This window comes from Bradyrhizobium jicamae (genome assembly GCF_018130215.1).
In the GTDB taxonomy this organism is placed as follows: Bacteria; Pseudomonadota; Alphaproteobacteria; order Rhizobiales; family Xanthobacteraceae; genus Bradyrhizobium; species Bradyrhizobium jicamae_A.
The window spans coordinates 26,683-41,182 of record NZ_JAFCKQ010000049.1 but is presented as its reverse complement, the minus strand read 5'-3'; the positions used below and the strand labels follow the sequence as shown (position 1 = coordinate 41,182).

The following is a 14,500-nucleotide window of genomic DNA, read 5'->3' as shown; positions in this document are numbered from 1 at the left end:
ATGACCGGTTACGAATTCGTCGATCACCGCCTCTCCAAGCTAGACGGTTTCCAGGTTGAGATCGATCCGGCGCATGAACGGGCCGATATCATCCTCAATCGCCCACCTTTCAACATCGTGTCGATGCCGCAGCGCGACCAATTGCGGCTGGCATTCGAAACACTCGAGCACGACCAGCGCGTCCGTGTCATTGTCGTGCGCGCGATCGGCGAGCATTTCTCAAGCGGCGGCAATATCGCCGGCTTCATGGAAGCGACGCCGGAAACCGTGTCCAAGCTCGCCTGGAACATCGCCTCGCCGGCACGCTGCTCGAAGCCTGTCATTGTCGCCAATCGCGGCTATTGCTTCGGCGTCGGATTCGAGTTGTCGCTCGCCTGCGATTTCCGTATCGCTTCCGACACTGCGCAATTCGCCCTGCCCGAGCAGAAGCTCGGCCAGATCCCGGGTTCCGGCGGTTCGGCGCGGCTGCAGAAGATGATCGGCATTACCCGGACCAAAGATATCGTGATGCGCTCCAGACGTATTCCGGCGCGACAGGCCCTCGAATGGGGCATCATCACCGAATGTGTCGCCGACAAAGACCTCGAGGCGGCCACCGACAAGTTGGTCGACGAATTACGTACGTTCGCGCCGCTAGCACAGCGTACGGCCAAGAAACTGCTCAATGACACCGAAGACTCGACCCTGACGATCGCAATCGAACTCGAGGGCCATTGCTACAGCCGGTTGCGCCAGTCAGACGACTTCAAGGAAGGCGTCGAAGCCTTTGATGCAAAGCGACCGCCAAAGTTCGTCGGCCGCTGACCTGATTTTAAAGCAGTACAGGGAATTTCGAGAGAAAGCTGCACGTCAGCATGCCCCTGCTTGGAGGTGTGGCGCCGCTCCTCGCCCGGTTCCGTACTCGACTTTTCCGTGACGAACATCGCTCCGCGAACTATCATCAGCGATGGGAGGCGACGCGAGGCCTATCGCCCGCCCGGAAAATTTGAACTGGAACCACTCACGAGCGAGTTCGATGAACACGTTCCCCATTTCCGACGTCGACCACGGCCTGGCCAGAATGGTTCTGCCGGATCTTCGGATCAACTACGATCCGGTCGATCCGGACCAATTCGACCGGCCAATCGTCTCCTTTTGCATCGAGACGGGTGAGGATAACGACGAGCTTCCGCTGCACTCGCACAAGAAGGGGCAGCTGGTGGTCGCCTCTCATGGATCGGTCATGTGTCGATCGCCGAACGGATTGTGGATCGTGCCTCCCCAAGGCGCCGTGTGGATCCCCGCCGGCGTCATGCACAGCAATTGTGTCTCGGACAACGGAAAGGTCTATGTTGTCTTTATCGACCCGCAGGCGAGCATGCTTCCCAACACCTGCTGCACTTTCACGATCTCGTCGCTGGTCCGCGAGTTGATCCATCGGCTCGCCGTGTTTCCACCGCTATACCCGGTTGACGGCCCCACCAGCCGGCTGGGGCGCGTCCTGCTCGACGAATTGGTGCAGATGTCCACCGAGCAGATGTACCTGCCGATCTCCACCGACAGCCGGCTGCAGCATCTCGCGACGTCGCTGCTCAACGATCCCGGCGACCGCAGCACGATCGAGGAATTGGCCGCCCGATATGCGATGAGCGTGCGCACCTTCGCCCGCCTCGTGTTCAAGGAAACCGGAATGACGTTTGGACGCTGGCGACAGCGCCTTCACATCTTGGTTGCGCTCCAGCGACTATCGACCGGGTCCTCGGTCCAGGCCGTCTCGCTCGATCTCGGCTATGAAACGCCGAGCGCCTTCATCACGATGTTCAAGAAGACAATGGGCAAGAGTCCTCGCCGTTTCCTCTCCGAGCGTTCCGGCTTTGTCGCTCGCGAGCCGTCCGCATAGAGGCCTTGCCCGGAAGATTGCGGCCCCAGCGCTATCCGCCGAGGCCGCAGCCCGCGCTGCCTTACCTTGAATTGAACGGAGCCAGCGGGTATTGGAACCCGGCTTCGGCCACTGCTTGCGGCGCGATGGCCCGAGGCCTGCCGTTCTGCCCTTGCAGGATAGTGACGTCGCCTCCCATGTTCTGTCCATTGGCATCGAACTTGATTCTACCGCTGGACATCAGGATCGGCGTCATGTCGGTAGCCTTGAGCGCGGCATGGACGGCGGCAGATTCGGCAGACCCCGCGCGGCTCACGGCATCCGCAACGATTTGCACCGCCTCGAACGCGCATCCGGAATTTGCATCAAGCCAATCGTTTGGATAGTCGGATGCAAACTGCCTGAGTATCGCCGCAGCGTCGGGAGCCTTCGGATTGTACCAGAACGTCGAAAGGATCGCGCCGTCACCGTATTTGCCCAGCGCGTCGTAATACGCCTTGTCCTGTACGCCATTTGAGTTGGGGGAGAAGATCATTTTCGGATTCCACCCCTGCTTGACGCATTCACGGACGATCATGATGGCGTCGTTGACGCGCGTCACCGATACCAGCGCGTCGGCTCCCGAGGCTTTCGCCTTGGCGACTTCGACCGACAGATCCTTGGCCTTCTCGTCGTATGGAATGTACTGGCTGATCTTCAAGCCGACATCGACCTCCTTCCAGGCCTGATCGATGCTTGCCGCGGTAGATTGCCCCATCGTATTGTTGAGATGCATGATGGCCACACTCGTCGGCGCATCCTTGATCGACGACAACAGCGCCTTCAGCTCAAGCAGGGACTTCCTGACGACCGTCAGCGACGTAGGATAGTAGCGAAACACCTGGGTGAAGCCCTGCGACGTGATCTGGGTCGCGCTCGCGATATGCACCACCATCGGAACCTTTGCCGCTTCCGCGGCCTGCAGCGCAGATATGGTCGCGCCCGAGTCCCAGGCCCCGATGAGGACCGTGCAGCCCTGCCGGATCAGGTTCTCGGCGACAATTCGCCCGTTCTCCGGTCTACTTTGAGTGTCCGCGTGAATGATTTCCATGTCGATCCCGAACTTCCCCCTTGCGAACTTGGCGCCAAGGTCGATGCCGCGTACGCACGCCTGGCCCGGAAACGCCAGAACGCCGCTGCTCGGATTGATCGCACCGACCCGCACCCTGCCGGGAACGGCTGCCGTTACCGGCCGCGATACGAGCCCGACGGCGGCGCCAACGCTACTGCCGAGCAGTGCGCGGCGCGTTAGGCCAGTTCCATTGCGATTCCTCATCTGACGTTCCCCTCGGGTTGGCTACACACAATTTGCTGGCGAGCCGTTGGAAAGCTCGGCAGTGATGGCACACACGACGGTGCGGCGAGCACGGGTTCACACCCGCGGGCCCCCGCGACGCGGCGGTCGCGCGTGCGCCTTGCAGTCGACCGCGGCCGTCCAACTCACGTCTTCATTTCAGCTTTGACGAGCTTGTCTTCACTCTCGTCATAAAGCGTATCGATCAACGACCGATACCTCTCCATGATCTGCTTCCGGCGCTTCTTCCGGGTCGGCGTCATCACGCCGTTCTCGGGGGTCAGTTCTTCCGGCAGTATCCGGAATGCCTTGATCTGCTCGGCTCTGGCCAGCTTGCTGTTCGCCTTGCTGATCTCCCCTTCAATCATCCGGACGACGATTTCGGAGTTCGCCAGATCGGAGTACTGCGCAATCCGAAGGTCGCGCGATCTCGCCCACTCCATCGTCGCGATCGCATTAACTTCGATCAACGCAGTGAGGTACTTCTTCCCTTCCCCGATCACCGCAGCCTCGGAGATGAACGGACTGTGCCGGATCTCGTTTTCGATCTGCGTCGGGCTGATGGATTTTCCATTGGAGGTGTTGATGATCTCCTTTTTCCGATCGACCAGCTTGAAGAGGCCCGTCGGGCCGACGTCCACGATGTCTCCAGTGTAGAGCCAACCGTCGCGTAGCGCAGATTTGGTCTCTTCCGGCTTGTTCCAGTACCCGACAAAGAGCCCCGGTCCCCGGACGATCATTTCGCCGTCTTCGAGAACCGCCGTCTCCCAGGCGGCATCACGCACGGGCACGCCGACCGTGCCGGCCTCCGGCCATTCCGCCATCTGGACCAGGTTGGCTCCGACCAGTTCCGTCTGGCCGTAGCACTCCTTCAACTGCAGCCCCCATAGCTGCCATAACGACATAAGTTCTGACGGCATCGCAGCCGACGACGTATAGCAGACCGTGAGATCCTCAAAGCCGACTTCGGCAAGCAGAGGATGGAAGATCTGGTCCTGGCACACGGCAAAGAGAGCCGATATCAGGGGATCCGGCGTGCCGCCGGCCTGGCGGTCATCCAGCGCCTTGCGGGCGATCGTCATCGCAAACTGGTAGTCCTGCTTCTGTTTCGCCGATCCGGCGTGGACCCTGCTGAGGATTTGCGTGGCAAATCGCTGATAGAAGCGCGGCGGCGCCGTGAAGTAGGTCGGCCTCACCTCCTTGATCGTCTGGGCGAACTCCGCGCTGGTCTCGCCGAAATGCGGCACCATCCGGGCGAGCAGAGGCAACGTCGTTGCTTGTGCGCGCGCGACCGTATGCGACATCGGCAGGTGCACGACGAGGCGATGCGTGTCGGAACGCATCCTCGGGGTGAATGTCGTCACGCTGTGCGCGCCGGCGAGCAACGACAGGTGGGTCAGCATCGCGCCCTTCGGAAAGCCCGTGGTGCCGGATGTGTATCCGATGCTGACCAGATCGCCCGCCTTTGCCTTTGCAACCTGCGTTCGAAGGAATACATCGGCGTCGACCGACGTCTTCCCGCAAAAGGTCTTGAGAGAGACGACGTTGCCGGCCGCACCGGTTCCGCTCAACTCCGGATCGAGCACGATGATCTTGCGCAAGCCATCGGCCTGGCCGGACGCCAGGACGATGTCGAGTTGAAGCTTACTGCCGACGAAGATGAACGATGCGCCGGAATCCCTGAGGTAATAGCCGACTTCTTCCGGCGAGGACGTAAAGTACACGCCGACCATGACCCCGCCGGCGCAGATCGTCGCCATGTCGGCGAGAAGCCATTCCTGGGACACGTCCCCCATGATGGCCGCACGATCACCGCGCTTGAATCCCGCGTTGCGCAGGGCGACCGCCAGATTGGCCGCTTGATCCGAGTACTGCCGCCAAGTCGTGGCGATCCATTCGCCGCGGCGCTTTTGCTTGTATGCGACCATCTCGGGCCGCTCGGCTCTTCGCGCGCTCAGGAGTTGCGGAATGGTCACGTCGACGAGTTGGGCTCCCGACGTCAAGGATTCGACGTCCATCTTACCGCTCCGCGAAGCGCTTCCGCTTCTCAGCGAAGGCGGCGACAGCCTCGCGGCGCTCGGGCAACGCGAAGGTAAGCATCTCCAGCGCGGCCGAGGTATCGAGCACCAGATGCGCGTACTGCTTGATGATCTTGTTGACGCTGTACTTCGTCCAGATGATCGATTCCCGGGGACCGTCTGCCAGCAACTCGGCGTATTCGATCGCGGCATCCTTGACGTCCCTGTTGGAGACGACCTCATTGATCATGCCCATGGCGGCCGCCTTCTCCGCGGATATGAACTCTCCCGTCATGAGGTAGTGCTTCGCACGAACCGGCCCCATCAGCAGAGGCCAGATCACGGCGCCGCCGTCGCCCGCGACCACGCCCGCCGTCACATGCGTATCGGCAAATCGCGCGGTCGGATTTGCGAAGATGACATCGCAAAACAGCGCAAGCGTCGCCCCGAGCCCGACGGCAACGCCGTTGACGGCAGCAACGACGGGCACCTCTACCTCGAGCATGTTGCGGATCAGGTGACGTCCACTCCGCGTCGGCGACGGCAGCGGGCCCTTGTCGAGCGACTTCTGATCGCCGCCCGAGCAGAAGCCGCGCCCCGCGCCGGTCAGCACGATCGCGCGGACGTCCTTGTCGTGATCCAGGTCGACGAAAACCCGCTCAAGCTCCTCGTGCATGTCCCAATTGATGGCATTGAGACTTTCGGGCCGGTTCATCGTAACGACGGCGACGCCGCTCGCTCGCCTTTCGACGAGCAGATATTTGTAGCCTTGCTGTGGCATTGGATTCTCCGTTTCCTGTATTTCCATGCGTTCACTTCTGCGGCCGCATGGCGCGGATTTGCGCCAGAATGTCGTCCGTCGGTCGCACGACGTTGTTCCTGTCGTTGAAGTGCGGAATGATGTAGCGACCACACATTTCGATCGCTTCCATGATCTTCTCGTGGTTCACCGAGTCGAGATGGAGCAACACCTCGTCAATTCCGAGCGCCTGGAACTTCTCGATCTGGCGAATGACGGTGTCGGGACTCCCGCAAACGGTCGTCGCCGAGTGGTTAAGCAGGTAGTCCCAGTCTCTTCCCGCGCGCTCCATCGCCGGCACGCTTTCGTTCATGTACGCGTAGTCATCGGCAAGCTTCGCCAGGCGGGGATAGGCGTCGGTGGAGATCCTCGCGTAGTGCATCAGCGCTTCGGCATAGTCATCCTTCGCTTTCTGATCTGTCGGGCCGATGCCGAAGAACAGCGGAAGGCCGACGCGGGGCCGCGTGAGTGGCCCCTGCTCGTCACGCTTCCAGGCGCGACGATACGTATTGAGAAGCCTGTCCTGGACTTCCCACCCCTGGTAGATCGAATTGCTCATCACGGCGAGGCCTTCGGATCCGGCCCAGCCGTGACTGCGCTCGCTGGTAGCGGCGATGCCAATGACCGGGTGCGGCTTCTGCAAGGGTTTCGGCACGAGCATCCGCGGCGGGATCTGGTAGTACTTGCCTTCAAACGTGAAGATGTCTTCGCGCATCGACTTCTTCAGCAGCGCGATGCCCTCTTCCATCTGGGCAAGCGTCTCGTTGGGATCGACGTTGAAGGCACGCATCGCGATGGTCGTGTTGGCGCGGCCGGCATAAAACTCCATGCGGCCATGCGACAGGATATCGGTCACGGCCAGCCGCTCCGCGGAGCGCAATGCATGATTGATCTTCTGCGGCATCAGGGTGACCGCTGATCGCAGCTTCACGCGCGACGTCACCGCGGCAAGATAGCCGTACACCACTTCGGGAGCGGAACTCGAGATGCCGCCGAGCGCCACGTGTTGCTCCGAAAGCGCGACGCAGTCGAACCCCATCTTCTCCGCGAGGCGCACCTCGTCAACCAGTTCATGAAGCCGGCGCGCGTAGCTCTGCCCGACCTGGGTTTCCTGCTCCGACCAGAAACCGAACGAAAGTGCCATCTTCTAAGTCCTCTGGGAAATTCGAGATGGCCGAGCGTCTCACAGGAGCGGCAACATTTTCGTCCGAATGCTGGGCATGCCCGCACGACTTTCCACATTTTGTGCTGTCGGCGGGCGCATCACATCCGGTCGCTGACCAGCGCGCGCTTGCAGCTTCGCGCACCTGACGGGACGGAGGAGATGAAACCGGGTCGCTTTATTTGCCGAACGAGGCGGCCAGAAGGTCCGCTACTGCCGCGAGGCACCGCTCGCCGATCTCTGCGGTCGATCCATGCGGATCACCAATAATGCCGTTGCGCGTGACGGACTGGATCCCGCGCTTCCACATCAACTCAAGCTGCTCTTCGGATAGAGCGCCCAAGTGCCCGACTTCAAACCGATCCAGCCGCACGCTTTCGGGGCGGAGTCGCATCATCAGGGACGTCTCGGCAATGTCGGCATGGCCACCGACCGCATTGGGGTCGCCCCCGGCATCTCTGACGGCATTTCGCCACCTGTCGATCCAGGTAATTGAATCGCAGAACGCGTCGATCTCAACCTCCGGCGAAACTCCGTGCCTCAGCCGAGGAAGCATGTCGCGCAAGACGGGGAAGTTTCCGATATGACCGGAGAACAGCAGAATCCGCCTGAAGCCATGCCGCGCGAGACTCGTGCAGTAGTCGAGACAGATTGCTTCAAAAGTCTCCGGTCGAAGGGAGATCGTGCCTGACAGGGCAAGATGGTGGGCGGAACAGCCGACCCTGATCGTGGGAGCGATTAGGGTCCTGCCGAGATGCCGCGCCACTTTTGCCGCGAGCGCATCCGCGTGATCGGCATCCATACAGAGCGGAAGATGCGGTCCATGCTGCTCGATTGCCCCGCACGGTATCAGTACCGTCAAATATCCCTGCGCCAAGGCGGTCGACACTTCCTCGAAGCTCATGAGTTCCAGGCGAACTTCTTCAGGGGATGCCGACTCGGCCATTCATGTCTTCCTTGAATTCTTCGACAGGAAGCGGGCACGGGCGTCCGCCGAACTACTCTCGGTCAAATAGGCACCGAGATCCTCTATCGTCACCGCTTCGAGGGAAGCGTCATCCATCTGTCCCGTCAAGTTCAACGAGCGCTTGATCGCCACGAACAGCTTTTGGTCCTTGCCACGAAGATGCCTGCATACCTCCACGGCACGGGACATTACATCCGCACCAGCCGCGATCTCGTTGATCGCGCCGATTTCGAGCGCCTTCCGGGCGTCGCACAACTCTCCCCAATAGAGCAGGGCCTGCGCTTCCCGAAGTCCGAGCTTCCGGACTGCCTGCCGCATTCCCTTGGCCGCAGGCAGGAGGCCGTGGTTTATTTCCGGAAACCCGACCATGCACGCGCGATCCGCGACGACATAATCGGCGTGAAGGAGAAATTCCAACGCGCCTCCGACCGCGTACCCGCGGACCGCGCACACGAGCGGGCCCGGATATCGGTCCATCTCGCACAAAAGCCCATGGAAATCTCGCATGCGGGGCCTCGATATCTCGAGGCCGGCCACTTCCTTGATATCGCCACCCGCGCTGAAGAAGCGATCGCCACCGCCGGTCAAGACGACGCCTGGTGGCGATGCTTGCGCGGAGAGTGCACGAATGGCGTCCAGCAAACGCCTGACCAGCCCGTTGTTCAGGGCATTTGCCGGCGGCCTGTTCATGGTCATCGTGACTATGTCGAGGTCGCGCTCGACCAGAAGGCTATCGTCGTTGTCCATAGCAAGAGCCTATGCGACGCGCCTCGGAATTGGTTGCCATACAGCGCTTCCCTTTCCGCCCGCGGCGACACAAATTGCCGCCGGAGCGCGATATCGCAGCATTCCGTGCTCGAGAGCTCCGGTGCCCGTCACCCCCAAAGCAGATCAGCTGGGCGAAGCAGAACCTCCCTCACCCGCAGACCGCCGCGATAACGGCAAAGGCCGTTACATTCCGAGATATGCGCGCTGAACCTCGGGGTTGCTCAGCAATTCACCGCTTGATCCATGGAGAACGATTGAGCCGTTCTCCAGGACATAGCCACGATTGCTCAACGCGAGGGATTTCGCGACATTCTGCTCAACCAGCAGCACCGTGATCCCCTCCTCGTGCAAGCGCTTCACCACGCCGAACATCACATCCGTCAGGGCGGGCGACAACCCGATGGACGGCTCGTCGAACATGACGATTTCGGGCTTCGACATGATGGCGCGTCCGATGGCCACCATCTGCTGCTCGCCGCCGGACAAGGTCCCGGCAAGCTGCCGCCGGCGCTCTCGAAGCCTCGCAAATAGCCGATAGACGAATTCGAGGGTTTCGAGCTGGCCGGCCTTCGCGCGCTTGAGCGATCCCCCCAGCAGCAGATTGTCCTCGACGGAAAGGCCTCCAAAAATCTGTCGGCCTTCGGCGACCTGCGCAATACCGCGCTCGCAGATCTCCCACGGCGGCATGCCCGTAATATCGACGCCGTTCATCTTCACAACACCACTCGAAGACGGAACTATGCCCGAGATCGACCGGATCAGCGAGGTCTTTCCGGCGCCATTGGCACCCACGACACAGATCAGCTCGCCCCTGTGGATCTGCAGGGAGACGCCGTTCAGGGCATTCGACCCGTCGTAGGCAACACAGAGCCCGTCGATCGACAACAGCGCCGCGTCAAGCATGGAAGCCCGTCCCCAGATAGCTTTCGAGGACCTTGGGGTCAGCGACCACCTCGGCCGGGCTCCCTTCTGCGATTTTCGCGCCATGGTGGAGCACCACGACGCGCGAGGCGACCTCCATCACGATCCGCATGACGTGCTCGACGAGAAGGATCGTCAGGCCAGTTTCGGCAAGCCTCCGAAGCACCCGAACGACGCTTGCGGCTTCGGTGGGCCGGAGGCCCGCCATCACCTCGTCGAGCAGCAGCAGTTTGGGTCGGGTGGAGAGTGCTTTGGCGGTCTCCAGCATTTTCCGATCGGACAACGTCAGCTGGTCGGTGCTCGCATTGGCCTTGCCGGCCAGCCCGACGCTTTCAAGCGACTCATACGCCTTCGATCTGGCTTCTCCCACGCTGCTGGTCCAACTGAACGCGCCGACCATCGCGTTCTCGAGCACGGACATATCGCGCATCGGCCGCACGATCTGGAATGTCCGCGCGATACCCATCCTGCAGACGGCTTCAGGCGGCGTATTCTCGATCCGGCGTGCCTCGAAGAACACCTGCCCGCTGGTCGGCCGCATTGCGCCTGCCACGAGATTGAAGCACGTTGTCTTCCCCGCCCCGTTCGGCCCGATCAGCGCGGTGATTTGGCCAGCTCCCAGTGCGAAGCTGACATTGTTCACTGCGACCAGGCCGCCGAACGATCGGGAGAGATTCCTGACTTCGAGCAGGCTCGTCATTCTTCGGCCTTTCTCGGTTGCGGCAGCCACACCCGCCACGGCACCTGGATTGCCTTGCAAAGCCGCACGATCGCCGGCCAGATGCCGTCGGGCAGGAACCAGACGACCAGGATCAACACGACGCCGTATGCGATGTTGTTCAGCCCCGGGATCCGAAGACTATCGCCGAGAGCACTCATCGCATGGTTCAGAGGAATAACCGTGAGCGATCCGACCAGTGGACCGAACGTCGTGCCCAGACCACCAACCACGGGCCCGACCAGCACATCGACCGAGAGGCCCATGCCCATGATCGAATCCGGAAAGATCGATCCCTGCACGAGCGCCAGAACTCCGCCACCGACGGCCGCCGCCGCCGCCGATATCGCGATCACGAGGATCTTGTGCCGGAATGTGCGGACGCCGAGCGCGCGTGCAGCCTGCTCGTCATCCCTCATCGCTCGCCAGACATATCCGAGGTACGATCGCGAGATGAGTTCGGTTCCCGCGATCCCCAGCGCAGCCAGGGCAAGCGCGACAAAATAGTAGAAGCGCGCATCTCCCCGGAGCATTGCCATGTCCATCGCGTTCGTCGGTGCGGGAAAGAACAGCCCCTGCATGGCGCCGACGAACTCCCAGCCGCTAAACATGATTCTGGCGAACTCCGCGGCAGCGATCGTCAGCAATGCGAAATAGATTCCACGCACCTCGAACCGGAAGCTCAGCCACGCCAGCACCGCGCCGACGGATCCGGCGACGAACATTCCCAGCAGGAGGCCTATCCACGGCGAAATGCCGAACTTGACGTCGAGGACGCCGACCGAATAAGCCCCGAGGCCGACAAAAAGGGCATGACCGATCGATAGTTGGCCACCGATGCCGAGCATCAAATTCCAGGATTGGCCAAGGAACGTGAACAGCAATACGATCGTCATCAACGAGACGAGGTACGGATTTGACAGAGCGCCGACCAGAGCAAGAATGACGAACACCAGTGCTCCGGCAAGCCGCCGGTTCAGCTCAGTTGCACTCTCAACTCTCGTTTGCACCGAAAAAACCCCTTGGACGGAAAATCAGGATGATGATCAGGAGCGCATAGGGAAGCGCCGTCTTCATCGAGGGTGTGAACATCAAGGCTGCAACTGCCTCGGCCACACCAATCACCAGGCCACCCAGGAGCGCCCCGCTGAAGCTGCCGAGACCGCCGACGATGACCGTCACGAAGGCCAGCAGGGTGAAATCGACGGCCAGATATGGCTGGGCGTCGAACAGAGGAGAGATCAGCGCGCCGGCGACGCCCGCACAGGCCGCGCCGATGCCGAAGGCCACCGCATAGACTCGCGGAATGTTCAATCCGATGATCAGGCCGCCCAACCGGTTGTCTGCGGCCGCTCGCAGCGACCGGCCGAATGACGAGAATCTCAGATACGCTCCCAGCAGGGTGATCAGCAGGCCTGAGGCTACCGCCGCCTGAAGTCTCGCCAAATCCAGCGTCACGAGACCGAGCGATACGGTGTGAAACGCCAGCTGGGACGCAGCGGGGCGCGGATCCGGTCCGAACGCCACCAGCAGCGCGCCGCTGAAAAGCAGCGACAGGCCGATGAATACGATGAATTGATAGTGATGGGGCCGGCCGACGAATCGCCTTACGATCAAGGTCTCCAGAAGATATCCGAAAATGAACATCGCAACTGCCGCGATTGCTGCCGCGGCAATGATCGGAACGTCCCAGAGGCGAACGGCCCAATAACCGATGTAGACGCCGAAGACGACCATTTCGCCATGCGCAAAGTTGACGACGCGCATGACGCCAAAAATGATCGTCAGACCGAGCGCCACGAGCCCGTAGACGAGGCCGAGCAGAACGCCGCTTGCGAGAACATTGAGCCAGAGTGACAGCATTGGTGGATACTGATGATAGGGGTGAAGCACTACCGCCTGGGCACCGTGAATTCGCCCCTCACATAGACGAGAGGTTCGCGATCACCGTTCGTCGCCTGTGCGACCACCGCGCCGACGAAGATCGTATGGCTGCCGGCATCGTATGAATCGGATAGGTGGCAATCGAAGCTGCAAACAGCCTCGACGAGACTCGGCGATCCCGTCGCGAGCTCGCGCCACAGAGCTTCGCTGAACCGTATGTCGCCCTTGCTCCCGTCCTTTCCTGCGAATTTCTGTGCCAGCGCAGCGTGATCCGCCGCGAGGATGTTCCAGCAGAACGAACCGCTCTGCTTTATCGTATCGTGGGCGCCGGCCGACTTGTTGACGCAGACAAGCACGCTCGACGGTTCGGTCGACAATGAACAACCGGCCGTCAACGTCAGACCGTGCCGGCCCGGTCGCGTGCCCGTCGTGACGATCGAAACGGCGCCCGGTACGTTGCGCATTGCGGTGCGGAATTCCACGCTGCTGAACACCGACATTTCCTGGCTGGACATGGGCTGCACTCGAAAGTTCATGGCGATGGATGCCCCTGACACATGGAACCGAAGTGATCGAGATCGTTGGTTTGCGAACCTACCCGGCCGCGACCTGAAACAGCTGGATCGTATTGTGTTGCGGATCCCTGAAATGGGCCACGCGACCGTGCGTGCCCATATCCCTGATTTCACCGAGCACCTCGGCACCATGCACCCGCGCGCGCTCCAGAGACGTTTCCAGATTGTCCACTTCCAATACCAGGACTGCATTCAGAGATGGCGTGGACACGGATTCGACCGGACTTGCGATGCAAAGGGCAACCTTCTCACCGACGAATTGAATCCACTTGCCTCGATCAGCGAAGCGGATCTCCAGGCCAAGAGCTTCGTAGAAGCCCGCGAGCGCTTCAGGTTCCGCGGCAGTGAGATAGACCTGCTTGAGCTTCAATTGTCACTCCGATCCCCGACGAGCCGTCGAATTCCGCAACTTCCGTGGACTTCTGTCGTCCTGCGATAGTCGCACCGGGTCCTCGGCATTAATGCTCAAAGACCGTGTCGCCCGCACGATCGATCGGCATTTTATGCTGCAGCATGCAGCCATTCGGCATCGGGCCTCACCGGCCCAGGCCGAGGCCGGAGGTGGCCCCGCGCGTCCCGCCACAAGTCGCATCGCGCCGATGGGCCGCTCAGCAGATTGACCGTTTTTCGATATAACTCGTCGTTTTGTCGAAATTCTACAGCCGCGAGTGCGGTTAGCATTCGTGTCATCGGGATGTCACCTCGCGGGATAACGCGCGGGGACCGGGCCTCGAGACAGCTACGCTTGCCCATGGGAGACAACGATATGACGACGACCGTTCTCGACAGGATCGACATCAAGATATTGAACGAACTGCAGCAGAACGCCGGTTTGACCAATGTCGAGCTTGCCTCCCGCGTACACCTCTCGCCGTCGCCTTGTCTTGCTCGCGTTCGTACGCTGGAAAAGCTCGGCGTGATCGATCGGCGGATTGCCATATTGGACCCTGCGGTGCTCGGCATCGGCGTGACCGCCTTCATACAGATCAAGCTTGAAAAGCAGGTTCAGCTGTCGCTCGAAAACTTCACGCGCTCGATCGATCGCTTGAGTCATGTGATGGAATGTTACCTGATGACGGGAGACAGCGACTACCTCCTCCGCGTCATGGTGCCCGACATCGACGCCCTTGAAGACCTCATCGTAAGCAAGATTTCGCGCATACCGGGTGTTCTGAGCATTCGTTCGAACCTGGCCTTGAAGCGAATTTCGCACAAGACGGTGCTTCCAATCGACTCGAACCAGCCGGTTCGGATCAAGCCGTGCCACCCGAATTCCGGGCGCGCCGAGCGCCCCGCCAGGTCGCACTACGACGCGCCCCAGGGGAAGTTTGACGGCGGCATGGGCATTGATGCTTCGCGCACTCCTGATCACAACGCGGCCGGTTTCTAGCGAGCGAGCCCCACGCAGTGCCATGACTGGAGCAGCCACCGACCACGGTATCAATTGCTGCGTGAAGAAGCTCGACAGGCCGGCACCCCGACCACGAACAAGCATCG

The 14,500-nt window shown here is 61.1% G+C and carries 15 protein-coding genes; 3 read left to right on the top strand and 12 right to left on the bottom strand.

Annotation, left to right across the window (positions count from 1 at the left end):
• Both JQ586_RS33375 and JQ586_RS33370 read left to right on the top strand, forming a co-directional pair.
• Entirely contained in the window at positions 1-804 is an 804-nt protein-coding gene (locus tag JQ586_RS33375; RefSeq protein WP_212398880.1) for an enoyl-CoA hydratase/isomerase family protein, read from the top strand.
• Between the two features lie 211 nt (positions 805-1,015).
• Positions 1,016-1,879: a helix-turn-helix domain-containing protein gene (locus JQ586_RS33370; protein WP_249148508.1), complete on the top strand. Its 864-nt coding sequence runs from the start codon at positions 1,016-1,018 to the stop codon at positions 1,877-1,879.
• 61 nt (positions 1,880-1,940) lie between these two features.
• Here JQ586_RS33370 and JQ586_RS33365 read toward each other — a convergent pair whose 3' ends face one another.
• The 12 genes from JQ586_RS33365 to JQ586_RS33310 form a co-directional block, all read right to left on the bottom strand.
• Positions 1,941-3,173, bottom strand: a complete 1,233-nt coding sequence (locus JQ586_RS33365; RefSeq protein ID WP_212398879.1) for an ABC transporter substrate-binding protein — start codon at positions 3,171-3,173, stop codon at positions 1,941-1,943.
• Between the two features lie 164 nt (positions 3,174-3,337).
• Positions 3,338-5,209, bottom strand: coding sequence for a long-chain fatty acid--CoA ligase (locus JQ586_RS33360; RefSeq protein ID WP_212398899.1), 1,872 nt, complete (start codon positions 5,207-5,209; stop codon positions 3,338-3,340).
• A gap of 1 nt (position 5,210) precedes the next feature.
• On the bottom strand, positions 5,211-5,990 hold the full coding sequence (locus tag JQ586_RS33355; RefSeq protein ID WP_212398878.1) for an enoyl-CoA hydratase/isomerase family protein: 780 nt from the start codon (positions 5,988-5,990) through the stop codon (positions 5,211-5,213).
• Between the two features lie 31 nt (positions 5,991-6,021).
• Entirely contained in the window at positions 6,022-7,152 is a 1,131-nt protein-coding gene (locus JQ586_RS33350; protein WP_212398877.1) for an LLM class flavin-dependent oxidoreductase, read from the bottom strand.
• Positions 7,153-7,348: 196 nt separating this feature from the next.
• Positions 7,349-8,116 carry a creatininase family protein gene (locus JQ586_RS33345; protein ID WP_212398876.1) on the bottom strand — a complete coding sequence of 256 codons (768 nt, stop codon included), beginning with the start codon at positions 8,114-8,116 and terminating at the stop codon, positions 7,349-7,351.
• Positions 8,117-8,884 (bottom strand): enoyl-CoA hydratase/isomerase family protein, encoded by a 768-nt coding sequence (locus JQ586_RS33340; protein WP_212398875.1) that lies wholly within the window; start codon positions 8,882-8,884, stop codon positions 8,117-8,119.
• Between the two features lie 204 nt (positions 8,885-9,088).
• Entirely contained in the window at positions 9,089-9,808 is a 720-nt protein-coding gene (locus JQ586_RS33335) for an ABC transporter ATP-binding protein (protein WP_212398874.1), read from the bottom strand.
• Entirely contained in the window at positions 9,801-10,526 is a 726-nt protein-coding gene (locus tag JQ586_RS33330; RefSeq protein WP_212398873.1) for an ABC transporter ATP-binding protein, read from the bottom strand. Before JQ586_RS33330 ends, JQ586_RS33335 begins: the two co-directional genes overlap by 8 nt.
• Positions 10,523-11,554 (bottom strand): branched-chain amino acid ABC transporter permease, encoded by a 1,032-nt coding sequence (locus JQ586_RS33325; protein WP_312017050.1) that lies wholly within the window; start codon positions 11,552-11,554, stop codon positions 10,523-10,525. Before JQ586_RS33325 ends, JQ586_RS33330 begins: the two co-directional genes overlap by 4 nt.
• The gene (locus tag JQ586_RS33320) at positions 11,538-12,407 is read right to left on the bottom strand and encodes a branched-chain amino acid ABC transporter permease (RefSeq protein WP_212398872.1); all 870 of its coding nucleotides are present in this window, start codon (positions 12,405-12,407) and stop codon (positions 11,538-11,540) included. Before JQ586_RS33320 ends, JQ586_RS33325 begins: the two co-directional genes overlap by 17 nt.
• A gap of 29 nt (positions 12,408-12,436) precedes the next feature.
• Entirely contained in the window at positions 12,437-12,943 is a 507-nt protein-coding gene (locus tag JQ586_RS33315; RefSeq protein WP_249148507.1) for a flavin reductase family protein, read from the bottom strand.
• Between the two features lie 79 nt (positions 12,944-13,022).
• Entirely contained in the window at positions 13,023-13,373 is a 351-nt protein-coding gene (locus JQ586_RS33310; RefSeq protein ID WP_212398871.1) for a VOC family protein, read from the bottom strand.
• Positions 13,374-13,769: 396 nt separating this feature from the next.
• Between JQ586_RS33310 and JQ586_RS33305 the strand changes: the two genes are divergently transcribed.
• A complete protein-coding gene (locus JQ586_RS33305) occupies positions 13,770-14,393 on the top strand; it encodes an Lrp/AsnC family transcriptional regulator (protein WP_212398870.1) in 624 nt (207 codons plus the stop codon).
• Positions 14,394-14,500 lie beyond the last annotated feature (107 nt).

Coding starts and splice junctions, on each gene's coding strand:
- JQ586_RS33355 (WP_212398878.1), bottom strand. CDS start 5,990: ATGCCACAGCAAGGCTACAAATATCTGCTCGTCGAAAGGCGAGCGAGC.
- JQ586_RS33320 (WP_212398872.1), bottom strand. CDS start 12,407: ATGCTGTCACTCTGGCTCAATGTTCTCGCAAGCGGCGTTCTGCTCGGC.
- JQ586_RS33365 (WP_212398879.1), bottom strand. CDS start 3,173: ATGAGGAATCGCAATGGAACTGGCCTAACGCGCCGCGCACTGCTCGGC.
- JQ586_RS33315 (WP_249148507.1), bottom strand. CDS start 12,943: ATGTCCAGCCAGGAAATGTCGGTGTTCAGCAGCGTGGAATTCCGCACC.
- JQ586_RS33370 (WP_249148508.1), top strand. CDS start 1,016: ATGAACACGTTCCCCATTTCCGACGTCGACCACGGCCTGGCCAGAATG.
- JQ586_RS33335 (WP_212398874.1), bottom strand. CDS start 9,808: ATGCTTGACGCGGCGCTGTTGTCGATCGACGGGCTCTGTGTTGCCTAC.
- JQ586_RS33375 (WP_212398880.1), top strand. CDS start 1: ATGACCGGTTACGAATTCGTCGATCACCGCCTCTCCAAGCTAGACGGT.
- JQ586_RS33340 (WP_212398875.1), bottom strand. CDS start 8,884: ATGGACAACGACGATAGCCTTCTGGTCGAGCGCGACCTCGACATAGTC.
- JQ586_RS33305 (WP_212398870.1), top strand. CDS start 13,770: ATGACGACGACCGTTCTCGACAGGATCGACATCAAGATATTGAACGAA.
- JQ586_RS33345 (WP_212398876.1), bottom strand. CDS start 8,116: ATGGCCGAGTCGGCATCCCCTGAAGAAGTTCGCCTGGAACTCATGAGC.
- JQ586_RS33350 (WP_212398877.1), bottom strand. CDS start 7,152: ATGGCACTTTCGTTCGGTTTCTGGTCGGAGCAGGAAACCCAGGTCGGG.
- JQ586_RS33330 (WP_212398873.1), bottom strand. CDS start 10,526: ATGACGAGCCTGCTCGAAGTCAGGAATCTCTCCCGATCGTTCGGCGGC.
- JQ586_RS33360 (WP_212398899.1), bottom strand. CDS start 5,209: ATGGACGTCGAATCCTTGACGTCGGGAGCCCAACTCGTCGACGTGACC.